The organism is Streptomyces aidingensis, assembly GCF_900112355.1.
GTDB classification, from domain to species: domain Bacteria; phylum Actinomycetota; class Actinomycetes; order Streptomycetales; family Streptomycetaceae; genus Streptomyces; species Streptomyces aidingensis.
The window spans coordinates 35536-57519 of record NZ_FOLM01000005.1 but is presented as its reverse complement, the minus strand read 5'-3'; the positions used below and the strand labels follow the sequence as shown (position 1 = coordinate 57519).

Sequence of the window (21984 nt, the reverse complement as noted above, 5' to 3'; positions counted from 1 at the left end):
GGTGGGCGGCCGTGGTCGACAAACAGTTCTCCGAACTCCGTCTCGCCGCGCTCTACGATCTCTTCGCACCCGCCGAGCGCCGCCGGGACTTCGCCTTCTATCTGCCGCTGCTGATGTCGGCCGGCTCCGTGCTGGATGTGGGGTGCGGCACCGGGGCGCTGCTGCACCGGGCGCGGGCGGCGGGCCACACCGGACGGCTGTGCGGCCTGGACCCGGCCGCCGGGATGCTGGAGGTGGCACGGTCCGGCGGCGGGGACATCGAGTGGATCCACGGCGACCTGGCCTCGGCCCCGGTCCGGGAGCGGGAGTTCGACCTGGTGGTGATGACCGGTCACGCCTTCCAGGTGCTGCTCACCGACGACGAGATCCGCGGCGCGCTCGCCGCGATCGCCAGGGCACTGACCGACGGCGGCGTCTTCGCCTTCGAGACCCGCAACCCCCTGACGCGGGAGTGGGAGGACTGGCATCTGCGCTATTCGGGGGAGGTGACCGACGCAGCCGGCACCGTGGTGCGGAGCGAGTGCGAGGTGGTCACCCCGCTCACCGACGGCCTGCTCTCCTTCACCCACACCTGCACCAGCCCGGACTGGGACCGCCCCGAGATCAGCCGCAGCACGCTGCGCTTCCTCGGCGCGGCGGAGCTTTCCGGCTTCCTGGCCGGCGCCGGACTGGCCGTCACCGGGCAGTACGGCGACTGGGACCGCAGTCCGCTGACGCCGGACAGCCCGGAGATCATCACCCTCGCGCGCCGCCGCCCGCCGGGGCCCGGCACCGCGGAGCCGGGCTGACTCCGGGGCCGGGCCCGCGCGGAAGCGGCGGGGGGAATGCCGGTCAGAAGCCGGGTTCGGTGCAGCCTTTGAAGCCGCCGCCCCGTCCCCCCTCGTACAGGGGCCACTCCATGGCCTTGCGGGTCACCGGGCCGTAGACGCCGTCCCGGCCGACGTTCTCCTCGGCCTGCACGTCCCACACCGCCTGCCGGGTCTGCGGACCGTAGATCCCGTCCACCGAGATGTTCCGGTAACAGAAATCGATGGCGTTCTGGAGCGCGTACACGCCGTTCGACTGGGCCCCGTAGCCCATCACGCAGTTCCGGGAGCCGGTGCCCGTGTAGTAGGGCTGGTAGGTGAACAGCGAGCCGGAGACGTACTTCACCTTCTGGGCGTTGCAGGTCGGGTACGCGGCCTGGGCCGTCCCCGGAGTCACCAGCACGGCAGCCGCGCCCAGGACCAGGGTCCCCAGGACGGAAGCAAGTTTGCGGTTCATCTTCCCCTCCTCTTCTCTCATACCTTCGGCCGGCCGCAGCCCCGGAACCCGCGCCCGTCTTCGTAGATCCCCCAGTACATGGCCTTGCGGGTCTCCGGCCCGTAGACGCCGTCCACGCCGGCGCCTCCCCGCTCCTGGGCGTAACGCACGGCATCCCTGGTGTTCCTGCCGTAGATGCCGTCCTCCTCGATGGAGATGGCGCTGTAGCAGTCGTTGAGCGCGAACTGGAGACGCACCACGCCGGCGGACTGCGCCCCGTAGCCCATCACGCAGTTCCGGGAGCCGGTGCGCTCGTAGAACGGCTGCACCACATACCGGGTGTCGGAGATGTACTTCTTCTTGGCGGCGTTGCACGTCGGGTAGGAGGCGGCCTCCGCGGTGGAGGCCGTGACGGCGACGCCGGCTGCCGCGAGCACGGCGGTGCACACCGATGCGGCGATGTTCCTCAGCAACATGATTCCCCTCCGGTTGCACGGGTGCCCGCGCCCGCCCGGCCGGGACATACCGCCCGGGCATCTGATGGCACCTGCACCCATGTGACGCTGTTCCCCCTCGGGTTCACAGACGCGAACAACCGTAGCGGCCGACCCGGAACCCCGCAGTCCGGTGAGTGCGCCATGAGAGCACAACGAGAGCAACTGCACAGCAAACAGGGCACACACCACCCCCGGCCCCCCAGCACGGCCCGCCGGGCCAGGGGTGTCCGTCCCGTTCTCCGTCCCGTTCGGAGTCAGTCCGGTCTGGCGGCGGCGATGGTATGGCCGTTGCCGGGGATGGCCGGGCGGGGGCTCCAGGGGCGGCACAGGGCGAGGAAGGCCGCGATGGCCAGCAGCACGGCGGTGAGCTGGAGCACGGCCATCGGCACGGCGGTGTCCTCGCCCGCGATGCCGACCAGCGGCGAGACCAGCCCGCCCAGGCCGAACTGCGCCGCGCCGAGCAGCGCGGAGGCGGAACCGGCGGCGTGCGGGGTGCGCATCAGGGCCTGGGAGTTGGCGTTGGGCAGCACCAGCGTCATGGCCGACATCAGCACGAACAGGCCGGCGGCCACCGGAAGCAGGCCGACCCGGCCGAAGACGCCGCTGGTCATCAGCAGCAGGGCGGTGGCCGCGAGGAGGAGAGTGGCCAGGCCCAGGGCGGTGACCCGGTCCAGGGAGACCCGGCCGACCAGGATCTTGCCGTTGATCTGGCCCACCGTCACCAGCCCGATGGAGTTCACCATGAACAGCAGGCTGAAGGTCTGCGGCGAACCGCCGTAGATCTCCTGCACCACGAACGGCGAGGCGGCGACATAGGCGAAGAGCGCGGCGAAGGTGGCGGTGCAGGTGAGCAGATAGCCGGTGAAGACGCGGTCGCGCAGCAGTCCGCGCATGTCGCGCAGGGTGGTGCGGATGCCGCCGCCGTGCCGCTGCTCCGCCGGCAGGGTCTCCGGCAGCCAGCGGACGACGGCCAGCACCAGCAGCACCCCGATGCCGGCCAGCACCACGAACAGGCCGCGCCAGGAGGTGATCCGCAGCATCTGGCCGCCGAAGACCGGGGCCAGGACGGGCGCGACGCCGGAGATCAGCAGCAGGGTGGAGAAGAAGCGGGCCATGGCCAGGCCGTCGAACATGTCCCGGACCACGGCCCGGGAGATGACCACGCCCGCCGCTCCGGCCAGTCCCTGGAGGGCGCGGAAGGCGATCAGGGTCTCGATGGTGGGTGCCAGCGCGCAGGCGACCGAGGCCAGCGCGAACACCGTCATGCCCGCGATCAGCGGGCGGCGGCGGCCGAGCTGGTCGCTCATCGGCCCGGTGATGAGCTGGCCCAGGCCGAGGCCGCCGAGGCAGGCGGCGAGGGTGACCTGGACGGTGGCGGCGCTGGTGCCGAGCGCGTCGCCGACGCCGGGCAGTGCGGGCAGGTAGAGGTCAAGAGCCAGTGGCGGGATGGCCGTCAGGGAGCCCAGGATCAGAACGAGCAGAAGTCCGGACCTTCCCCGGGGGCCGAGCTGTCCGGGGGAGGGCCGGCGCCCGCGTCGGCCGCGGGCCGGCAGGCGGAACGGTATGCGGGTCTGTACGGGGCGGGGTTCGGCGACGGCCGTGGCGGGTTGGCCGGGCTGGGACATTCACCTCTCCGGGATGCTCGGGCGGTCTGGTGCTCCGCCGCGCTGCGGTAATCCGATCATCCCATGTATGGAGTCCCGGATTCCGCCGCTTTTCGCCCGCCGGACGTATCTCACACCTCGCGCGGGAGGACGCGGGGAACGGATCGCGCCCGGCGCACCACCCGTACCGCAGGCCCGCGTTGGCGCCTCGGAGAGAAACCGCGCCGCTCCCGGCCGACTGTCCGCCCGGCACCGTTGCCGCCCCCGGGGACGGCCGGGGTGACCAACTCCACACCCCCGGTCCGGACCGGATTCACGGCGGAGGCGGCCGGAATCCGCCGGTGCCGGCATCAGCGGCGGCGTCGGCGGGGGTGTCGGTGAAGCGGGGGGCGGGGTGGAAGCGGGTGCGGCGGGTGGCGCGGCGCAGGGTGCGCAGCACCGGGCCGCCCACGGTGAGGATCAGCACCACGGTGAGCAGGGCGCGGGGAATGTCCCAGCCCAGGGACGTGGCCAGTACATAGGCGGCGAAGCGGGCCAGATTGTCACCGAGCGGATCGCCGGGCACGAAGGAGATCGAGCTGGACATGCCCGCGATGTACGGCCAGCCCTGGAGGTTCATCACCAGGCCGTAGAGAAGCGACGCGGCGGCGCCGTAGACGGCGAGCAGCAGCAGCTCGCCGCGCCCGCGCAGCCGGCCGGGGGCGGGCAGCAGCCCGGCGCCCATGGTGAACCAGCCCATGGCCAGCATCTGGAACGGCATCCAGGGACCGACACCGCCGGTGAGCAGCGCCGAGGCGAACATCGACACCGCGCCGAGGACAAAGCCGAAGCCCGGCCCCAGCACCCGCCCGGCGAGCACCATCAGAAAGAACATCGGCTGCAGCCCGGCCGTGCCCGCGCCCAGCGGGCGCAGCGCCGCCCCGGCCGCGGCCAGCACCCCCAGCATGGCCACGGCCTTGGCGTCCAGGCCGGTGTCGGCGATGGTGGCGACCACCACGGCGAGCAGCAGCGGCAGCAGCAGGGCGAACAGCCAGGGGGCGTCCGCGGAGTGGGCCAGGCCGGAACCGCGGGCGGCCAGCAGCGGCCAGCCGAAGGCGGCCACGCCGACCGCGGAGAGCAGCACGAGGGCGGCGGCGGAGCGCGGCCCGAGCCGGACCGGACGGGGGGCGCGGGTCATGGCGCCGCCCGCTCGGGATCCGGGCCTGCGGAGGAGGCAGAGGGGGCTGAGGGGGCGAGGGCGTGGCGTACCTGGGGGACGGTCAGCCAGGGCTCCGGCGCCAGCACCTTGGCGATCTGCGGCGCGAAGGCCGGGGAGGCGACCACCACCTCCGGGGTCGGCCCGTCGGCCACGGCCTCGCCGTCCGCCAGCACCACCACCCGGTGGGCGAGTTCGGCGGCCAGCTCGACATCGTGCGTGGCCAGGACGACGGCATGCCCCGCGGCGGTCAGCTCGCGCAGCACGCCGGCCAGCCGTGCCTTGGCCGCGTAGTCCAGGCCCCGGGTGGGCTCGTCGAGCAGCAGCAGCGGCGGTGCGGCGGTGAGGATCACGGCGAGCGCGAGGGTGAGCCGCTGCCCCTCGGAGAGGTCCCGCGGATGGACGGCGTCCGGCACCTCGGGCAGCAGCCGGGTGACCAGTTCCCGGCAGGTGCCCGGCGGGGCGCCCGCGTCCCGGTCGGCGGCGGCGCATTCGGCGGCCACGGTCTCGGCGTAGAGCAGATCGCGCGGGTCCTGCGGCACCAGCCCGGCGTGCCGCAGCAGCACGGCGGGCCTGGTGCGGTGCGGGACGAGCCCGGCCTCGCCGAGGACGATCCGTCCCGCGGCGGGCCGGTGCATGCCGACGCAGGCGGCGAGCAGGGTGGACTTGCCGGCGCCGTTGCGGCCCATCAGGGCGACCGTCTCGCCGGCCCGCACGGTCAGGTCGATGCCGTGCAGGACGGGCAGCCGTCCCCGGCGCACCTGGAGCCCCTCGGCCCGCAGCAGCACCGGCCCGGCCGCCGACGCCGACGACGCCGACGACGACGCCCGGTGCTGCGGCGGAACGGCGGGCCGAGCGGCCGGATGACCGGCGCCATGACCGGCGCCATGACCGGCGAGGCGTTCGCGCAGCGGCGCGGCCCGCCGCCGGGCGTCCCGCACCGTCAGCGGCAGCGGCGACCAGCCGGCCAGCCGGCCCAGCGCCACCACGGGCGGGAAGACCGGCGAGCGGGCCATCAGTTCGGCCGGATCACCGAGCACCGGCGGCTGCCCGGCGGCCGGCAGCAGCAGCACCTGGTCGGCGTACTGCACCACCCGCTCCAGCCGGTGCTCGGCCAGCAGCACGGTGGTGCCCAGGTCGTGCACCAGCCGTTGCAGCACGGCCAGCACCTCCTCGGCCGCGCCCGGGTCCAGCGCCGAGGTGGGCTCGTCCAGCACCAGCACCCGGGGATGGGCGGTGAGCACCGAGCCGATGGCCACCCGCTGCTGCTGCCCGCCGGAGAGCGCGGCGATCGGCCGGTCCCGCAGCGCGGCCAGGCCGAGCAGATCGAGCGTCTCCTCCACCCGGCGCCGCATGGTGGCGGGCGGCAGACCGAGGGATTCCATGCCGTAGGCGAGTTCGTCCTCCACCGTGTCGGTGACGAAGTGGGCCAGCGGGTCCTGGCCCACCGTGCCGACCACATCGGCGAGTTCGCGCGGCGGGTGGGTGCGGGTGTCGCGCCCGGCCACGGTCACCCGGCCGGCCAGGGTGCCGCCGGTGAAGTGCGGCACCAGCCCCGAGACGGTGCCCAGCAGCGTGGACTTCCCGGACCCGGACGGGCCGACGGCCAGCACGAGTTCACCCTCGGGGACGGTGAGGTCGACGCCCTGGACGGCGGGGCGGTCGGCGCCGTCGTAGGTCACCGAGACCTGGTCGAAGCGGATCATCGCGGGCTGTCTCCGGTGCTGCTGGTCGAGGGCGGGTCGGGCGGGGCCGGGGCGAGGACGGCGGGGAGCAGGCCGAGCAGCACGATCCCGGCGGCCGGGAGCAGCGGGAACGCGGGCGCGGCCAGCGGCACGGCGGGCGGGTTCAGGGCACTCGGGTCCGCGGACGCCGCGTGGATCAGCACGGCGGCCACCGCCGCGCCGGAGCCGGACACCGCCCAGGCCCGCCACCCCCAGCGGTCCGGCCGGTAGCGGGTGCGCACGCTGCGCCGCCCGCCCAGCCGCAGCCCGGCCAGCGCGGCGGCCAGCCCGGGCAGCAGCACCGGCAGGCCCAGGGCGGCGCCCTCGGCGGCCAGCAGGGCGTAGCTGCCGGCGCAGACGCCGAGCAGGCCGCCGAGGGTGAGGGCGGTGGTGGCGTGCCGGACCGGCGCGGGTACCTCGGCGGTGCGGCCGTAGCCGCGCGCGTCCATGGCGGCGGCCAGGGCCACCGAGCGTTCCAGCGCGCTCTCCAGCACCGGCAGCGCGACCTGGAGCACCGAGCGCACGCCCCGGTCCGCCCGGCCGCGCAGCCGCCGCGCGGCGCGCAGCCGCAGCACATCGGCGATCAGGTGCGGGGCGAAGGTCATGGCGACCACCACCGCCACCCCGGCCTCGTAGAGCGCGCCGGGCAGCGACTTCAGCAGCCGGGCCGGGTTGGCCAGGGCGTTGGCGGCGCCGACGCAGATCAGCAGGGTGGCCAGGCGCAGTCCGTCGGTGAAGGCGAAGTACAGGGCCTCGGCGGTCACCCGGCCGCCCAGCCGCACGCCCTGCGCCCAGTCGGGCAGCGGCACCTCGGGGAGGACCAGCACCACGGTGGTGCCGCCGATGGGTGAGCCCAGCAGCAGCACGAAGCCGGTCCGGACGGCCACCACCAGCGCGCCGAGCGCCAGGAAGAAGCGGAAGGCGCGGGCCCAGGGGGCGTCGGTGCGGCGGGCCGCCACCACATAGCCGGCCACGGTGATCAGCAGGGCGAGCAGCAGCGGGTTGGTGGTGCGGGAGGCGGCGGCGGCCAGGCCGAGGGCCCACAGCCACCAGGCGCCCGCGTGCAGGGCGGTGGACCGGGTGGCCCCGGGCGCCCGGAGCGCCGCGCCCAGGGCGGGCCGGGTGTTCATGACGAGGCGGGCGGGGGGCGGCGCCGGCGGGCCCGCCGGACCGCGGCCAGGGCGAGGAACGCGACGATTCCGAGGCCGGTCCAGACCGCGGCCGGGCTGCCGCCGCCGTCACCGTCGTCACCGTCGCCGCCGCCGTCGCTGCCGTGGCTGTCGCCGCCGGCCGGGCGGGCGGCGGTCTCCTCCGGGGCCCCGGCGGGGCGGCCGGTGCCGGGGTCGAGGGCGACCTGCTCCCCGCAGCCCTCGGCCGGATAGCCGGCGATCGCGCACAGCAGCGCCTCGGAGTTGTAGCGCAGCGGCGAGGCCACGGCGGCGAGTGCCTCGGCGGCGGAGGCACCGTCGTCGATCACGGCGCACTCGGTGCGCGGACCGCCGTCGCCCTGCGGGGGCAGCTCACCGGCCGGGGCGTCCGCCTCGGTGCCGAAGTCGATGACCAGGGCGACCCGGCGGCTGCCGGTGCCGGGCGCCGGGGTGCCGCCGCAGACATCGTCGAAGCCGGCGTCGGTGCGCGGCCGGTCGGCGTCGGCGGCGTCCACGCTGACCGCGAAGCGGAAGCCGAGCACCTCGCCGTCGGCCGGCCGGTAGCTGCCGGGGCCCTGCGTGGCGTACCGCCACTCGCCGCCGGCCTCCGGCGCCCGGTGCCAGAAGGACCAGTAGCGGTAGCCGCTGGTGTCGGCGGCCCAGGCCGCCCCGGCCGGCGCCACCGCGGCGACGACCGCGGTCAGGGCGACGACGGCGACCGCGACGGCCGCCGAGGACGCCCGGAACCGCGCCGTCCGCCCGGCGGACGCCTCCGTGCGGCGCCGCCTCCGGCCGCCCGGGCCCGCCGCCGGGCCGGTACCGGAGACCGCCGCGACCGCGGCGGCAGCGGGTGGCACCGGGCCGGGAACCGGGCGGGAGGCACGGCGGCGGGACATCCGCGGCATCAGGGCTGCTGCTTCGGTTCGTTGCCGCTGTCGCCGTTGCCGTCGCCGTTGCCGTCGGCGTCGGCGTCGGCGGAGCCGGAGGTGTCGCCGTTCCTGGCGGTTCCCCGGCCGCGCAGCGCCAGCAGCAGGCCGATGCCGGCACCGGCGAGCAGGCCGATGCCGAGCAGCCACAGCAGCGAGCCGGAATCCTCCTCCTCCACGTCCTCCTGGCCATCGCCGGCGCCGGTTCCGGTGCCGGCATCCGCGTCGCCCTCCGCGGCCTTGCCGTCATCGGTGGCGGTGTCCTCCGGCACCTCGTCCAGCGGGGTCTGCGGCTCGGGGCCCAGCGCGGCCAGCGCGGCGATCAGGTCGGTGCCGCCGAAGTCCCGCGCGTCGGCCCCGGCCGCGTGCGCGGTCAGGGCCAGCGCGGCCAGCGCGGTGGGGTTCTCCTGGTACCCGGCCCACTCGCCGTGGTGCTGCCGGAGCCATTCCAGCGGGGCGGCGATCTCGGCCCGGTGGCCGCCGGCGGCCAGGGCCATGACGGCCTTGGCGGTGCCGAGGTAGTCCGGCTGTCCGTCGGTGAGGTCGTTGTTGAGATGGCCGTCGCCCGCGGCCAGCCTGGCGGCCAGGTAGGCGGCGCCGGCCTCGGCGTCGGCCCGCGGGGCACCGTCCGTCTCCCGCGGCGGGTCGCACTCCAGCGGCCGGGGCGCGGCGGCCCCGTCCCCGGCCGGGTCCGCCGGCTCCACCAGCAGGCCGCTGCCGTGGGCGGCCAGCACCGCGTCCACCGTGGCCAGGTCGTTGGCGAACAGCGAGCCGTCCGCCTCGGGCTGCCAGGCGAAGGCGCCGCGCTGCGCCTCCTCGGCGTCGCAGCCGAGCTGGAGGGCGGCCAGCGCGTCGGGGAGGGTGCCGATCTCCTCCAGATAGCCGGGGTCGCCGACCGCGGTGAAGGCGCCCAGCACCACGGCGGTGGAGTTGGCGTCGGTGGCGCCGCCCGGGTTGTAGGGCCAGCCGCCGTCCTCGTTCTGCACGTCGAGCAGCCACACCAGCGCCTCGCCCATCTGCTGCTCGTGCCCGCCCAGCGCGTGCAGGGCCTGGACGGCGGCGGCGGTGGCGTTGGTGTCGCGTGGGGTGTCGTCGCCGCACGGCTGCTCGGTGTCGGCCCGGTAGGCCGGGAAGGCACCGTCCTCGCACTGCTGGCCGGTGAGCCAGTGCACGGCCTCCTCGTGCGGGGTGATGCCGGCGCTGTGCAGGGCCAGCAGGGACCAGGACTGCCGCCAGACGCCGTCCCAGGTGGCGTCGCCGTCGCCGTAGAGGCCCTCGGTGGCCGAGCCGTGGGCGTGTGCGCCGGGGGCGCCGGGGCCGGCGAACGGCAGCAGGGCGACTGCGGCGACGGCCAGGCCGGCGGCGGTCCGGCGGCGGGTGCGCGGGGTGTTCATGTCGGTGGTTCGCCTCTCACTGTGGTGGGCAGTCAGGGCACGGCTGTCCTCCACGGCGCGGCAAGGCGCAGTGACGGCAACCGGCTCAGCTCCGCATTCCTCGGCGGTGCCGGCCGCCCACGGTCGTCGGGACGGTCGGCGAGCCAGTGCGGCCCGGGGCGGGTGTTCCGGCTCCGGGGTCACCGCCGCGCGGCGACCCCGTCACGGTTGCGGGTCAGCGCCGGATTCGCACCGGCTTCCCCCGCTCACGGGCTGGGTACTGCTGCTACGCAAGTAGCCCCCACACGATAGCCGCCCGCTTTCCGGCCCGGCACGGGGCCTGCCACCCGGGCGGCCCGCCGCGGGTCCGGCGCGGTGCTCAGTCCGGCGGCGCGGGGACGGTCAGCAGCCGGCACACGGTCTCGATGTCGGCCTGGGCCTGCTCCAGCGTGATCTGCCCGGAGAGCCAGCTCACCAGGGCCGCGTGCCAGGTGTGCTGGATCACCCGGACCGTGCTCAGCCGGCCGGGGATCTCCTCCCCGGCCAGGTTGGAGGCGTCCAGCAGGATCGCGGTGGTCAGCCGGAAGACGCCGCGCACCTCCTCGCGCGCGGAGCGGTCCGCGAACAGCAGCGCGCGCATCATCGCCTCGGCGAGCCGCGGGTCGCGCTGGTGGGCGCGGAAGGCGCGCCGGAGGGTGTGCGCCAGCCGTGCGGCCGGGTCCGGCTCGGGCAGCGGGCGGTCCCGCAGATTGGCCCGCAACTGCTCCAGCTGGTCGTGCAGAACGGCCACCAGCAGGTGGATCTTGGAGGGGAAGTAGCGGTAGAGGGTGCCGAGCGCCACCCCGGAGGTTTCGGCGACCTCCCGCATCTGCACCGCGTCGAAGCCGCCGGCGGAGGCCAGCCGGGTGGCGGCGTCCAGGATGCGCCGGCGGCGGGCGCGCTGCCGCTCGGTCCGGGCGGGGCTGCCTCCGGGCCGCCGCGGGTCGTGCCCGTCCTGCCGGTCCTGCCGGTCCTGCCGGTCCTGCCGGTCCTGGGGGGTGGTCATCGCATGGGGCCTTCGAACGGACACTCGCTTCGGGCCGGGTCCGGTCGAGGGCCGGAGACCGGGGCCGGGCCCGGGGTCGTCACTGGAACACGTTGCAGCTTAATTGGCGCGGCGCGGGGCGGGAACCGGCGGCCGGGTGTCGCCCGCCCGGCGGCCGTGGCGCGCGTCACCCGGCGGCGGACCCGCACAATGGGCTGGGGCCCGGTATCGTCAGCTCGACCTACCGGCCAGTAGCCCACCCATATCAGAACTTGTTCTACTTGGAAACGAGCGGTTACGCTCCAGCCCACGCGTAGTCAGAAGGGAGCCGGGCGTGACCGCAGAGGCAGACGGGGCCGGCCCCCTGCGCATCGCGCTGCTGACCTACAAGGGCAACCCCTTCTGCGGCGGGCAGGGCGTCTACGTCCGCCACCTCTCCCGCGAACTCGCCCGCCTGGGCCACCGGGTCGAGGTCATCGCCGCCCAGCCCTACCCCCAGCTCGACGATCCGCCGGCGGGCACGGGCGGCGGCGTCACCCTCACCCGGCTGCCCAGCCTGGACCTCTACCGCCCGGCCGACCCCTTCCGCACCCCGCGCCGCGACGAGTTCCGCGACTGGATCGACCTGCTGGAGGTGGCCACCATGCGGACCGGCGGCTTTCCCGAGCCGCTGACCTTCTCCCTCCGGGCCCGCCGCCTGCTGGCCGCCCGCCGCGGCGATTTCGACATCGTGCACGACAACCAGACCCTCGGCTACGGCCTGCTCGGCGTCCCCCGGCTGGGCCTGCCGCTGGTCACCACCGTGCACCACCCCATCACCGTGGACCGCCGGCTGGAGCTGGCCGCGGCCACCACCCGGGGCCGCCGGCTGTCCATGCGCCGCTGGTACGCCTTCACCCGGATGCAGCGGCGGGTGGCCCGCAGGCTGCCCTCGGTGCTCACCGTCTCCGCCTCCTCCCGCGGCCAGATCATCGACGACTTCGGGGTGCGCCCGGAGCGGGTGCATGTGGTGCCCATCGGCGCGGACGCCCGGGTCTACCGGCCGCTGCCCGGCACCCCCCGGGTGCCGGGCCGGATCGTCACCACCTCCAGCGCCGACGTACCGCTCAAGGGCCTGGCGCATCTGATAGAGGCACTGGCCAAGCTGCGCACCGAGCACCCGAAGGCCCATCTGGTGGTGGTCGGGCAGCGCCCGGAGCAGGGGCCCGTGCGCGACCTGCTGGAACGATTCGGCCTGGCGGCCGGTGCGGTGGAGTTCGTCAAGGGCATCAGCGACGAGGAACTGGCCGGGCTGCTGCGCGGCGCCGAGATCGCCTGCGTGCCCTCGCTCTACGAGGGCTTCTCGCTGCCCGCCGCCGAGGCCATGGCCACCGCGACACCACTGGTCGCCACCACCGGCGGAGCCATCCCCGAGGTCGCCGGCCCGGACGGCGAGACCTGCCTGGCGGTGCCCCCGGGAGACAGCGGCGCGCTGGCCGCCGCCCTGGCGCGGCTGCTGGACGACCCCGCGCTGCGCGCCCGGCTGGGCACGGCCGGCCGGGAGCGGGTGCTGCGCCGCTTCACCTGGGAACAGGCCGCCCGCTCCACCGTCGCCCACTACCGCACGGCCCTCGGCGGGCCGGCCGCCGCCCCCTCCCCCCTCGAGCAGAGGAGCTGACCGCGTGCTGACCGTGGACTTCACCCGCTTCCCGCTGGCCCCGGGCGACCGGGTCCTGGATCTGGGCTGCGGCGGCGGCCGGCACGCCTTCGAGTGCTACCGGCGCGGCGCCCGGGTGGTCGCACTGGACCAGGACGCCGGGGAGATCGCCGAGGTCGGCAAGTGGTTCGCGGCCATGGCCGAGGGCGGCGAGGTCCCGCCGGGAGCGAGCGCCGAGGCCGTGGTGGGCGACGCCCTGGCCCTGCCCTACCCCGACGGCCACTTCGACGCGGTCATCCTCTCCGAGGTGATGGAGCACGTCCCCGACGACAAGGGCCTGATCGCCGAGGCGGCCCGGGTGCTGCGGCCGGGCGGCCGGATCGCGGTCACCGTGCCGCGGTACGGGCCCGAGAAGGTCTGCTGGTGGCTCTCGGACGCCTACCACGAGGTGGAGGGCGGGCACATCCGGATCTACCGGGGCGGCGAACTGCTCGCCCGGATCAGGGAGGCCGGGCTGCGGCCCTACGGCACCCACCACGCGCACGCCCTGCACGCGCCCTACTGGTGGCTCAAGTGCGCCTTCGGCGTGGACAACGACAAGGCCCTGCCGGTACGCGCCTACCATCGCCTGCTGGTCTGGGACATCATGAAGAAACCGCTGCTCACCCGGGCCGCCGAGCAGGCACTGGACCCGCTGCTGGGCAAGAGCTTCGTGGCCTACGCCACCAAACCCCACCGCGCGGCGCCGGTGGCGGCGGCGGGTGACGCGGAGCCGGCGTGACCGTCCCGGAACACACCGCACGCCTGGCCCTGCCCGGCGTGCTCACCGCCGAGCAGGCCGCCCGGACCGTGGCCGGCATCGCCGCCCTGCAGCGCGAGGACGGCGCCATCCCCTGGTTCCGGGGCCACCACCTGGACCCCTGGGACCATGTGGAGGCCGCCATGGCCCTGGACACCGCGGGCGAGCACACCCGCGCCGCCGCCGCATACCAGTGGCTCGCCGACCACCAGAACCCGGACGGCTCCTGGTACGCCGCCTACGCCGACGGCGATGCCACCCGCCCCGCGGACCACGGCAAGGAGTCCAACTTCTGCGCCTATGCGGCGGTCGGCGTGCTGCACCACTATCTGGCCACCGGCGACGAGGTGTTCCGCAGCCGGATGTGGCCCGTGGTCAGCCGGGCGATCGGCTTCGTGCTGCGGCTCCAGCAGCCGGGCGGCGAGATCGGCTGGCGCCGGGAGCCCGACGGAACGGCGGTGCCCGCCGCCCTGCTCACCGGCTCCTCCTCGGTCTACCAGGCCCTGCGCTGCGCCCTGCGGCTGGCGGACCTGCGGGGGGAGCCGCAGCCGGACTGGGAACTGGCGGCCGGCCGGCTGGGCCATGCGATCCGTGTCCACCCCGAGCGCTTCCTGGACAAATCCCGCTACTCCATGGACTGGTACTACCCGGTGCTCGGCGGCGCGGTGCGCGGGCCGGAGGCGCTGGCCCGGCTCGCCGGGCGCTGGGACGAGTTCGTGGTCCCGGGCCTGGGCGTGCGCTGCGTCCTGCCCAACCCCTGGGTCACGGGCGGGGAGAGCGCCGAACTCGCGCTCGCCCTCTGGGCGGCGGGCGACACCCGGCGGGCCACCGAGATCCTGCGCTGGATCCGGCATCTGCGCGCCGGCAACGGCCTGTACTGGACCGGCTATGTCTACGCCGACCAGGCCGTCTGGCCGGAGGAACAGACCTCCTGGACGGCGGGCTCCGTGCTGCTGGCGGTCGCCGCGCTCACCGGCGACCCCGCCACCTGCCAGGTCTTCGGCGGCCAGGACCTCCCCACCGGCCTCTCCCCCGACTGCTGCGACCCCGCCGGTCACCGCGCCCACTGAACCGGAAAGGGGCCGTGGGGCGCGGTCCGGACCGATGGTCCGGCCACGGCCCCACGGCCCCACGGCCGCCGGTGGGTGTGCGGCGGCTCAGCCGCGCTGGATGTTGGAGGTGTCCTGGAGAACGCCGCGGCGGCCGTCCTGGGTCTGGGCGACCAGCGTCTGACCGCGCTGCTCCACCGCCAGGTACCAGGTGCCCGGGGTCAGTTCGGCGATCGGCGAGGGCGAGCCGTCCTCCCCGTACAGCGGCCGGGCGGCCGGCACCGCGAACCAGAACGGCTGGAAGTTCGGGTCCGCCGAGGCCGCGGCGGCGGGCTGCGGCTGGGCCGGCGGCTGCTGGCCGAACTGCTGATGGGCCGGCTGGCCGGCGAACTGGGTCGGCGCGGAGGCGTTCGGGTCCGGCGCCCCCGTCCCCGGACCGGGGTAGCCGTAGCCCGGCTGCGGCTGAGCGGGCGGCTGCTGACCGTACGGAGCCTGCGGCTGCGGCGACGAGGAGCCCGCGGTCAGCAGCGGCTGCTTCAGCGCCGGAATCATCGGGGTGGCAGCGGCGGCAGCGGCCAGCAGCAGGGCGGCGATGAAGCCCAGAATCATGCCGGCGCCGTTGTCCACTCCGTCCGGAGCGCCGATCAAGGTCCAGAAGGCGGCCCAGAAGGAGGTCACCGAGAGCGCCACGCCCCACTGGTCGAGGCGCAGGCCGAGGTACTCCTTGGCCTGCACGGGCGGCGGCACGAACCGGGACATCACGATCAGGGCCGCGCCGATGATCCCGGCGAGGAAGACGGACGGAAGGACGGGGAACCAGTCGGAGGACCAGCCGTTCCAGTCCTGGCCACCGAAGTCGCCGGCGTCCACTTCGCGGAGCGTGAGGAACGAGGCGATGAACAGCAGCACCGCTGCTCCGATTACTGCTGCATCGCCTCGGGTGAGCGAGCGGTTGTTCACATCAGTTCCTTCGTCGGTATCGTGATTCGGACTGTCATGCTCTGATCTGTCTGGGCCGGGCGGGCCCATCGTACGGACGAACTTCCCGGTGGGTACGCGCGGTAGCCGTGACTGTTGCCCAGGCGACACGCTTGTGATGCCGCCGTGATGTTGCTCCACACCGGGCCGGACATGTCTTCACCCCTCACTGCCCCGGCGCGGTCCGCCGCAGCACCCGCAGTGAGCCGGTGACCGGTCCCTCGGCGAAGGAACCGGAGGCCACCGCCCGTTGCCAGATGTGGTGGGGCGCCTGCCCGCCGTCGGCCGGGTCGGGGAACACGTCGTGGATCACCAGCAGACCGCCCGGCGCGAGCTGCGGCACCCAGCTCTCGTAGTCGGCGGCGGCCTGTGCCTCGGTGTGGCCGCCGTCGATGAAGACCAGGCCGAACCGGGCGTCGCCCGGCCCGAGGACCGCGGCGGCCGGCACGGACCGGCCCACCACGGCCACCACATGGTCCTCCACACCGGCGGCCCGCAGGGTGCGGCGGAAGAACGGCAGGGTGTCCATGGCCCCGGCCTCGGCGTCCCACAGCTCCTTGTCGTGGTACTCCCAGCCGGGCTGCTGCTCCTCGCTGCCCCGGTGGTGGTCCACGGTGACGGCCACGGTGCCCGCCCGGCGCGCGGCCCCGGCGAGCAGCAGGGTGGACCGGCCGCAGTAGCTGCCGATCTCCAGCAGCGGCAGGCGCAGCCCGTCGGCCGCCTCCGCCGCCGCGGCGTACAGGGCGAGTCCTTCGTCGGGGGGCATGAAGCCCTTGGCCGCCTCGAAGGCGGCCCAGACATCGGGCTCCGGCGCCCGGGATGCCGCCATGTGTCCCCCTGTGCTCCCCGTTGTCCCCGTTCTTCCCACCGTGGCCCCGGCCGGATGCCGTGGGCGGTGCATCGAAGCACACTCTGCCCTATCACACCGACACTGGTACAGCCGGGGGGCTTGTGACGCGGACGGCGGGGCCGGCGGCTCAGACCCGGGCGAGCGGTGCCTGCTGGAGGGGCACCGGCTTGCACACCGCCTCGCCCGCCTCGGCCCCCTCGCCCGGTGACCCCGGTGACCCCGGTGACCCCGGTGACCCCGGTGCGCCCTGCGCGCCCGGCGCCCCCGGTGCGCCCGGTCGGCCCGGCGCGCCCTCCCCGTCCCGCCGGGCGCCCGCGTGCCGCGGCGCGCCGTGCGGCGCCGCGGCCGGCGCCGGCCGCGGCGGCCGGGGGTCGGGCACCGGAACGGCCAGCCGGGTCAGGCCGCACAGGGTGTGCGCGGTGGCGTACGGCAGCCGCAGCTCTCCCTCGGCCGTCCACAGCGCGCAGCCGGGCAGCCAGCCCTCCGGCGGTGCGACATGCTGGAGCTCCCGCTGCTGTGGCCGCCACACCGCGACCCACTCCCCGGCCGGGCCGGACATCCGCAGCGCCACCCCGCAGCCCTCCGGCAGCAGCGCCTGACCCGGCTGCACGGCGATCGGGGTGATGCTCAGCCCTTCCGGATGCAGGGCCTCCGGGAACCGCACCGGCCGGTGGCTGCCCAGCACGCCCCAGCCGATCCGGTCGGTGCCCGGAGCGTCGGAACGCACCAGCAGCAGCCCGCTGTCCGGATCGGCCAGCAGCAGCCGGTCGTTGCTGTGCTCGGTGATCTGGAGCAGCGGCCGGGGCTCGCCGCCCGCCCGGACGTCCACGGTGACCGCCCCGACCCTGCCGTCCGGGCCGGTGCGGTCCAGGGCCAGCAGCCGCCCGGCCCGGTCCAGCCAGGCGCCGCCGGAGCAGCCGCCGGGAATGCGGGCGACCAGCTCCGGGCCGAAGGCGCCGCCGCAGACCAGCCAGAGCGCGGTGTCCCGCTCCTGGGGCACCAGCGCGTAGGCGCGCCCGCCGTCCGGCACGGGCGGCAGCAGCAGTACCTGTTCCCCCTCCAGCGCGCCCAGGGTGACTTCCGAAGTCCGCGGGCCGGAAGGGTAGACCAGGGAGAAGTGGTGCCGGCCGGCGGCGCGGCGGCAGAGCAGCACCCGGCCGTCGGCCAGCGGGGAGACCTGGGTGTCCGGTTCCTCGGGCCGGTCGCAGGGCAGCGGCACCACATACGGCTCCGGGCCGTCCAGCGTCCACCGTTCGGCATGCCAGCCGCCGCCGTCGCCCCCCTCCGGCCGCCCGGACCGCCCGGGCCGCTCCCCCGGCTCCGCGTTCCCCTCCGGCCCACTCGCGACCGCGCGGCTGACCAGGCGGGCGCCATAGGCGCCTTCGGCGGTGACGGTCAGCGGCCCGCCGGCCGGCGGCGCGCCCTCCCGTGCCGGGGCCCGGACCTCACCGGCCGCCCGGCCGGTGGACTGCTCCGCGCGGCCTGCGTGTTCCGGGTGTTCTGCGCGGTCTGCGCGCTCTGCGGGGAGTCGTGCGGTCATGGGGCATGACGTTAGATTCGCACGGTGAACCGGACAACTCGGGTCCGTACGCTTCACCGTTAAGAGTGACGGATGCCCCATTCCCCGGCGACGGACCATTCGATTGTGCTCCGCCCGCCCCGGCGTTGGCGGCCGGGTCTCCGCCGGGGGGAGGCCGGCCGGCCGCGGAGCGGTAGCCTGAGCGCGTGCCCGTACTTTCGGAAGTCATCAGCGCGCTGGACGGTCTCTGGCCCCGCGAGCGGGCCGAGGACTGGGATGCCGTCGGGCTGGTCTGCGGGGATCCGGCCGAGCCGGTCGAGCGGGTGCTGTTCGCCGTCGACCCGGTGCAGCGGATCGCCGACGAGGCCGTGTCCCGCGGCGCCCAGCTCCTGGTCACCCACCACCCGCTCTATCTGCGCGGCACCACCAGCGTGGCGGCCGACGGCTTCAAGGGCCGGGTGGTGCACACCCTGATCCGGCACGGCATCGCGCTCTATGTCGCGCACACCAACGCCGACCGCGCCGACCCCGGCGTCTCCGACGCCCTGGCGGGCGCGCTCGATCTGCGCGTCACCGGCCCGCTGGTGCCCGACCCCGACGACCCGGCCGGCCGCCGCGGCCTGGGCCGGATCTGCGTCCCGGCGGCGCCGCTGCCGCTGGCCGGGCTGGTCCGGCTGGCCGCCGCCCGGCTGCCCGCCACCGCGCAGGGCATCCGCGCCGCCGGCGACCCGCAGCGGCCGGTCCGCAGCGTGGCGGTGTGCGGCGGCTCGGGCGACAGCCTGTTCCCCGCGGTGCGCGCGGCCGGGGTGGACGCCTATCTCACCGCCGATCTGCGCCACCATCCGGCCTCCGAGGCCCGGGAGGCGGCCGTCTTCGACGCCCCGGCCCCGGCCGGCGGCGGGGAGAGCGGTCCCGCGCTGCTGGACGCCGCGCACTGGGCCACCGAATGGCCCTGGTGCGAGCAGGCCGCCGCACAGCTCGACGCCGTCTCCGACCGCCATGGCTGGCAGCTCCGCACCCATGTCTCGCACCAGGTGACCGACCCCTGGACCGCGCACGCGGACTCGGCCCCCGCCATGTCCCCCACCCCACCTCTCGCCCCCTTTGGAGCCCCCAACTGAACGCCGCGCCCGCCGATCAGATCCGCCTGCTGGACGTCCAGGACCTCGACGTCCGGCTCACCCAGCTCGACCACCGGCGCGCCAATCTGCCCGAGCACGCCGAGATCCGCACCCTGGAGTCCGAGATCGGCCAGCAGCGCGATCTGCTGGTGGCCGCCCAGACCGAGGAGAGCGACACCGCGCGCGAGCAGACCAAGGCCGAGCAGGACGTGGACCAGGTGCGGGCGCGGGCCGCCCGCAACCAGCGCCGCCTGGACTCCGGGGAGATCACCAGCCCCAAGGACCTGGAGAACCTGCAGAGCGAGCTGGTGTCGCTGGGCCGCCGCCAGGACGATCTGGAGACCGTGGTCCTGGAGATCATGGAGCGCAACGAGGCCGCGGCCGAGCGCGCCAAGGAACTGGGCGCCGCGGTGGCCGCCCTGGAGGACAAGCTGACCGAGGCGGTGGGCCGCCGCGATGCCGCGCTGCGCGAGATCGACGCGGAGGCGGAGCAGGTGCGCGCCCGGCGCGCCGAGGCCGCCGCCGGCATCCCCGACCCGCTGCTGAAGCTCTACGACCGGCTGCGCGGCCAGTACGGCGGGGTGGGCGCGGCCCGGCTGCACCAGAAGCGGTGCGAGGGCTGCCGCCAGGAGCTGGCGCTCACCGAGCTGAACGAGGTGCGGCAGGCGCCGGCCGACAGCGTGCTGCGGTGCGGCAACTGCAGCCGCATCCTGGTGCGCACGCCGGAGTCGGGTCTGTGAGTCCGGCGGCCGGCGGCGCACAGCACGAACTGATCGTCGAGGCGGACGGCGGTTCCCGGGGCAATCCGGGCCCGGCCGGGTACGGCGCGGTGGTGCGGGACGCGGCCACCGGGCGGGTGCTGGCCGAGACCGCCGGGTTCCTGGGCCGGGCCACCAACAATGTGGCCGAGTACCGGGGGCTGATCGCCGGTCTGCGGGCGGCGCACGAGCTGGACCCGCGGGCCGGGATCCGCGTGCGGATGGACTCCAAGCTGGTGGTGGAGCAGATGTCCGGGCGCTGGAAGGTCAGGCATCCCGACATCCGGCCGCTGGTGGCGGAGGCGCGGGCCGTCCGTCCGGGGGGCACGGTCCGCTACGAGTGGATTCCGCGGGAGCGGAACAAGCATGCGGACCGGCTGGCCAACGAGGCGATGGACGCGGGGCGGCGCGGCCAGGAGTGGCGCCCCAAGGCCCCGCCGGCCGCCCTGGCCCCGGAAGGCGAGCCGGCGGCGGCCCCGGTGGCGGCCCCGGAGCCGGAACCCGCGCCGGAGACGGAGCCGGAACGGAACCGGGAAGCGGCGCCCGCGGCGACGCCGCCGCCGATGGGCTGGGCGGTGCTCAGCACGCCCGCCACCTTTGTGCTGCTGCGGCACGGGGAGACGGAACTCACCCCGCAGAAGCGGTTCTCCGGCAGTGGCGGCACCGACCCCGGGCTGTCCGAGGCCGGCCGGCGGCAGGCCGAGCTGGCCGCCGGGGCGCTGGCCGCCCGGGGCACCGTCCAGGCGGTGCTCAGCTCCCCGCTCAAGCGCTGCGTGCAGACCGCGGAGACCATCGGCGACCGGCTCGGGCTGCCGGTGCGGATCGACAACGGCCTGCGGGAGACCGACTTCGGTGCCTGGGACGGGCTGACCTTCGAGGAGGTGCGGGCCCGCTACCCGGAGGACCTGGCCGCCTGGCTGGCGTCCCCGAAGGCCAGGCCGACCGGCGGGGAGAGCTTCGCCACGGTGGCCCGCCGGGTGAGCGCGGCCCGGGACCGCATCCTGGCCCGGCACGGCAGCATGACGGTGCTGCTGGTCACCCATGTGACGCCGATCAAGACGCTGGTCCGGCTGGCGCTGGGCGCGCCGCCGGAGGCGCTGTACCGGATGGAGCTGGCCGCGGCGTCCCTCTCGGCCGTCGCCTACTTCCCGGACGGCAATGCCAGTGTCCGGCTGTTCAACGACACCTCCCATCTGCGCCGCCCCGGCGGCCGGGTGGCGTAGCTACAGCTCGCTGACGATCACGTCCAGGCGACCCGGGCGGTCTCCGCCCTCGACCCGGTGGCCGAGGTCGCGCAGGGTGCCGGCCAGTTCCGCCGGGGTCGCCGGATCGGGGACCCCGGCCGTCAGCAGCGAGCGCACGATCCGGCCCTTGGTGGCCTTGTTGAAGTGGCTGACCACACTGCGCCGTTCCACCCCGTCCACCAGGCGGGAGTGGAGCACCCGCACGGTGACCGTGCGCCGCGCCAGGTCGCCGCGCGCGGCGGGTTTCCACATCGCCGCATACGCCGACGAGCGCAGATCCAGCACCAGCCCGTCGCCCGCCTCGGCCGGCAGCACGGCGCCCAGCGGGCCGCGCCAGTGCCCGGCCAGCCCGCCCAGGGCGGGCAGCCGCACCCCGCCGGAGCAGCGGTAGGCGGGCACCCGGTCGGTGATCCGCAGCGCGCCCCACAGGCCGGAGAAGACCAGCAGCGAGCGCTCGGCCCGGCCCCGGGCCGCCGGCGGCAGCGAGGCCAGGCCCAGCGCGTCGTAGAGGACGCCGGTGTACAGCCGGGCGGCGGGCAGGGCCGGGGCGGTGCGCAGCGCGGCGTTCCTGCGGACCTCGGCGGCCTGCCGCTCGCTCAGGCCGAGCACCTCGCGGGCCTTGGTTCCGTCCGCCGAGCAGAGCCCGGTCAGCTCGTTGAGCACGGCCGCGCGGGCCGCGGTCAGCCCGGGCAGGGAGAGGGCGGCCAGGTCCAGCGGCGCACCGCCGTCCGGTTCGGCCTTGCCCTCGGACGGCGGCAGCAGCACCAGCACTCTCGCCCACTCCTTCGCCTTCTCGATGCCTTCTCGGCGCCTTCTCTTCGCCTTCTGCGGCCCCAGCACCCTACGCCGGGCCGTGCCCCCGCCCCGGCCGGTACCATGGGGAGCGCAGACGAGCCGGGCGGGCGGTCGCGTCGGGACGTATGGTCCCGCCGAGGAACGTCCGGGCTCCGCAGGGCAGGGTGGTGGCTAACGGCCACCCGGGGTGACCCGCGAGACAGTGCCACAGAAAACAGACCGCCGGGGTCCGTCAGGACTCCCGGTAAGGGTGAAACGGTGGTGTAAGAGACCACCAGCGCCCAGGGTGACCTGGGCGGCTCGGTAAACCTCACCCGGAGCAAGGTCAAGAGGGGCCGTCGGCCGACGGCCCTGCGCGGACGTTCGAGGGCGGCCCGCCCGAGTCCGCGGGTAGACCGCTGGAGGCTGCCGGCAACGGCAGCCCTAGATGGATGGCCGCCGCCTCGGCCGGCCGCGAGGCCCCGAGGCACAGAACCCGGCGTACAGCCCGGCTCGTCTGCGC

20 protein-coding genes, 1 other RNA gene and 1 riboswitch are annotated in these 21984 nt (G+C 75.6%); of the genes, 8 read left to right on the top strand and 13 right to left on the bottom strand.

Annotated features, from left to right (window positions below; all coding sequences use genetic code 11):
- Positions 1–11: 11 nt before the first annotated feature.
- Positions 12–788: a class I SAM-dependent DNA methyltransferase gene (locus BM242_RS11365; RefSeq protein ID WP_093838647.1), complete on the top strand. Its 777-nt coding sequence runs from the start codon at positions 12–14 to the stop codon at positions 786–788.
- 43 nt (positions 789–831) lie between these two features.
- On the opposite strand, the gene BM242_RS11360 is transcribed toward BM242_RS11365, so the two are convergent.
- From BM242_RS11360 to BM242_RS11320, 9 genes are all read right to left on the bottom strand, one after another.
- Positions 832–1263, bottom strand: a complete 432-nt coding sequence (locus tag BM242_RS11360) for a peptidoglycan-binding domain-containing protein (RefSeq protein WP_175541375.1) — start codon at positions 1261–1263, stop codon at positions 832–834.
- Between the two features lie 17 nt (positions 1264–1280).
- Positions 1281–1718 carry a peptidoglycan-binding domain-containing protein gene (locus BM242_RS11355; RefSeq protein ID WP_175541374.1) on the bottom strand — a complete coding sequence of 146 codons (438 nt, stop codon included), beginning with the start codon at positions 1716–1718 and terminating at the stop codon, positions 1281–1283.
- A gap of 275 nt (positions 1719–1993) precedes the next feature.
- Entirely contained in the window at positions 1994–3364 is a 1371-nt protein-coding gene (locus BM242_RS11350; protein ID WP_093838644.1) for a multidrug effflux MFS transporter, read from the bottom strand.
- Between the two features lie 292 nt (positions 3365–3656).
- The gene (locus BM242_RS11345; protein WP_093838643.1) at positions 3657–4520 is read right to left on the bottom strand and encodes an ECF transporter S component; all 864 of its coding nucleotides are present in this window, start codon (positions 4518–4520) and stop codon (positions 3657–3659) included.
- A complete protein-coding gene (locus BM242_RS11340) occupies positions 4517–6244 on the bottom strand; it encodes an ABC transporter ATP-binding protein (RefSeq protein ID WP_093838642.1) in 1728 nt (575 codons plus the stop codon). The genes BM242_RS11345 and BM242_RS11340 overlap by 4 nt, the downstream gene beginning before the upstream one ends.
- Positions 6241–7392, bottom strand: coding sequence for a CbiQ family ECF transporter T component (locus BM242_RS11335; RefSeq protein ID WP_093838641.1), 1152 nt, complete (start codon positions 7390–7392; stop codon positions 6241–6243). The genes BM242_RS11340 and BM242_RS11335 overlap by 4 nt, the downstream gene beginning before the upstream one ends.
- A complete protein-coding gene (locus BM242_RS11330) occupies positions 7389–8315 on the bottom strand; it encodes an SCO2322 family protein (RefSeq protein ID WP_342746953.1) in 927 nt (308 codons plus the stop codon). The genes BM242_RS11335 and BM242_RS11330 overlap by 4 nt, the downstream gene beginning before the upstream one ends.
- On the bottom strand, positions 8315–9730 hold the full coding sequence (locus BM242_RS11325) for an SCO2321 family membrane protein (RefSeq protein ID WP_107365112.1): 1416 nt from the start codon (positions 9728–9730) through the stop codon (positions 8315–8317). Before BM242_RS11325 ends, BM242_RS11330 begins: the two co-directional genes overlap by 1 nt.
- Positions 9731–9891: 161 nt before the next feature.
- Positions 9892–9971: riboswitch (cobalamin riboswitch) on the bottom strand.
- Positions 9972–10088: 117 nt separating this feature from the next.
- Positions 10089–10754 carry a TetR family transcriptional regulator gene (locus tag BM242_RS11320; RefSeq protein WP_093838640.1) on the bottom strand — a complete coding sequence of 222 codons (666 nt, stop codon included), beginning with the start codon at positions 10752–10754 and terminating at the stop codon, positions 10089–10091.
- Between the two features lie 313 nt (positions 10755–11067).
- Between BM242_RS11320 and BM242_RS11315 the strand changes: the two genes are divergently transcribed.
- The 3 genes from BM242_RS11315 to BM242_RS11305 are packed head-to-tail and all read left to right on the top strand — an operon-like array spanning position 11068 to position 14238.
- Complete coding sequence (locus BM242_RS11315; RefSeq protein WP_093838639.1) at positions 11068–12390, top strand: glycosyltransferase family 4 protein; 1323 nt, start codon at positions 11068–11070, stop codon at positions 12388–12390.
- A 4-nt stretch (positions 12391–12394) separates the two neighbouring features.
- Positions 12395–13150, top strand: coding sequence for a class I SAM-dependent methyltransferase (locus tag BM242_RS11310; RefSeq protein WP_093838638.1), 756 nt, complete (start codon positions 12395–12397; stop codon positions 13148–13150).
- Positions 13147–14238: a prenyltransferase/squalene oxidase repeat-containing protein gene (locus BM242_RS11305; RefSeq protein ID WP_093838637.1), complete on the top strand. Its 1092-nt coding sequence runs from the start codon at positions 13147–13149 to the stop codon at positions 14236–14238. The genes BM242_RS11310 and BM242_RS11305 overlap by 4 nt, the downstream gene beginning before the upstream one ends.
- 87 nt (positions 14239–14325) lie before the next feature.
- On the opposite strand, the gene BM242_RS11300 is transcribed toward BM242_RS11305, so the two are convergent.
- The 3 genes from BM242_RS11300 to BM242_RS11290 form a co-directional block, all read right to left on the bottom strand.
- The gene (locus BM242_RS11300; protein WP_093838636.1) at positions 14326–15177 is read right to left on the bottom strand and encodes a DUF5336 domain-containing protein; all 852 of its coding nucleotides are present in this window, start codon (positions 15175–15177) and stop codon (positions 14326–14328) included.
- A 184-nt stretch (positions 15178–15361) separates the two neighbouring features.
- Positions 15362–16024, bottom strand: coding sequence for a class I SAM-dependent methyltransferase (locus BM242_RS11295; protein ID WP_093838635.1), 663 nt, complete (start codon positions 16022–16024; stop codon positions 15362–15364).
- Between the two features lie 148 nt (positions 16025–16172).
- On the bottom strand, positions 16173–17585 hold the full coding sequence (locus BM242_RS11290; protein ID WP_245833992.1) for a hypothetical protein: 1413 nt from the start codon (positions 17583–17585) through the stop codon (positions 16173–16175).
- A 185-nt stretch (positions 17586–17770) separates the two neighbouring features.
- Between BM242_RS11290 and BM242_RS11285 the strand changes: the two genes are divergently transcribed.
- Genes BM242_RS11285 through BM242_RS11280 form a run of 3 tightly spaced genes read left to right on the top strand, consistent with a single transcriptional unit; the run spans position 17771 to position 20666 of the window.
- Positions 17771–18685, top strand: coding sequence for a Nif3-like dinuclear metal center hexameric protein (locus BM242_RS11285; RefSeq protein WP_093838634.1), 915 nt, complete (start codon positions 17771–17773; stop codon positions 18683–18685).
- A complete protein-coding gene (locus BM242_RS29865; protein ID WP_217652454.1) occupies positions 18682–19425 on the top strand; it encodes a zinc ribbon domain-containing protein in 744 nt (247 codons plus the stop codon). The genes BM242_RS11285 and BM242_RS29865 overlap by 4 nt, the downstream gene beginning before the upstream one ends.
- Positions 19422–20666: a bifunctional RNase H/acid phosphatase gene (locus BM242_RS11280; RefSeq protein WP_217652445.1), complete on the top strand. Its 1245-nt coding sequence runs from the start codon at positions 19422–19424 to the stop codon at positions 20664–20666. Before BM242_RS29865 ends, BM242_RS11280 begins: the two co-directional genes overlap by 4 nt.
- Here the strand turns inward: BM242_RS11280 and yaaA are convergent, their stop codons facing one another.
- Positions 20667–21458, bottom strand: coding sequence for a peroxide stress protein YaaA (gene yaaA, locus BM242_RS11275; RefSeq protein WP_093838632.1), 792 nt, complete (start codon positions 21456–21458; stop codon positions 20667–20669).
- Between the two features lie 119 nt (positions 21459–21577).
- On the opposite strand from yaaA, the gene rnpB reads away from it, so the two are divergent.
- An RNA gene (gene rnpB, locus BM242_RS11270) (RNase P RNA component class A) lies at positions 21578–21981 on the top strand.
- The last annotated feature ends 3 nt before the right edge of the window (positions 21982–21984 follow it).

Excerpts from the sequence above, each read along its gene's own strand:
- BM242_RS11325 (WP_107365112.1), bottom strand. The coding sequence starts at position 9,730 with ATGAACACCCCGCGCACCCGCCGCCGGACCGCCGCCGGCCTGGCCGTC.
- BM242_RS11350 (WP_093838644.1), bottom strand. The coding sequence starts at position 3,364 with ATGTCCCAGCCCGGCCAACCCGCCACGGCCGTCGCCGAACCCCGCCCC.
- BM242_RS11335 (WP_093838641.1), bottom strand. The coding sequence starts at position 7,392 with ATGAACACCCGGCCCGCCCTGGGCGCGGCGCTCCGGGCGCCCGGGGCC.
- BM242_RS11340 (WP_093838642.1), bottom strand. The coding sequence starts at position 6,244 with ATGATCCGCTTCGACCAGGTCTCGGTGACCTACGACGGCGCCGACCGC.
- BM242_RS11355 (WP_175541374.1), bottom strand. The coding sequence starts at position 1,718 with ATGTTGCTGAGGAACATCGCCGCATCGGTGTGCACCGCCGTGCTCGCG.
- BM242_RS11330 (WP_342746953.1), bottom strand. The coding sequence starts at position 8,315 with ATGCCGCGGATGTCCCGCCGCCGTGCCTCCCGCCCGGTTCCCGGCCCG.
- BM242_RS11345 (WP_093838643.1), bottom strand. The coding sequence starts at position 4,520 with ATGACCCGCGCCCCCCGTCCGGTCCGGCTCGGGCCGCGCTCCGCCGCC.
- BM242_RS11360 (WP_175541375.1), bottom strand. The coding sequence starts at position 1,263 with ATGAACCGCAAACTTGCTTCCGTCCTGGGGACCCTGGTCCTGGGCGCG.
- BM242_RS11320 (WP_093838640.1), bottom strand. The coding sequence starts at position 10,754 with ATGACCACCCCCCAGGACCGGCAGGACCGGCAGGACCGGCAGGACCGG.
- BM242_RS11295 (WP_093838635.1), bottom strand. The coding sequence starts at position 16,024 with ATGGCGGCATCCCGGGCGCCGGAGCCCGATGTCTGGGCCGCCTTCGAG.
- BM242_RS11290 (WP_245833992.1), bottom strand. The coding sequence starts at position 17,585 with ATGACCGCACGACTCCCCGCAGAGCGCGCAGACCGCGCAGAACACCCG.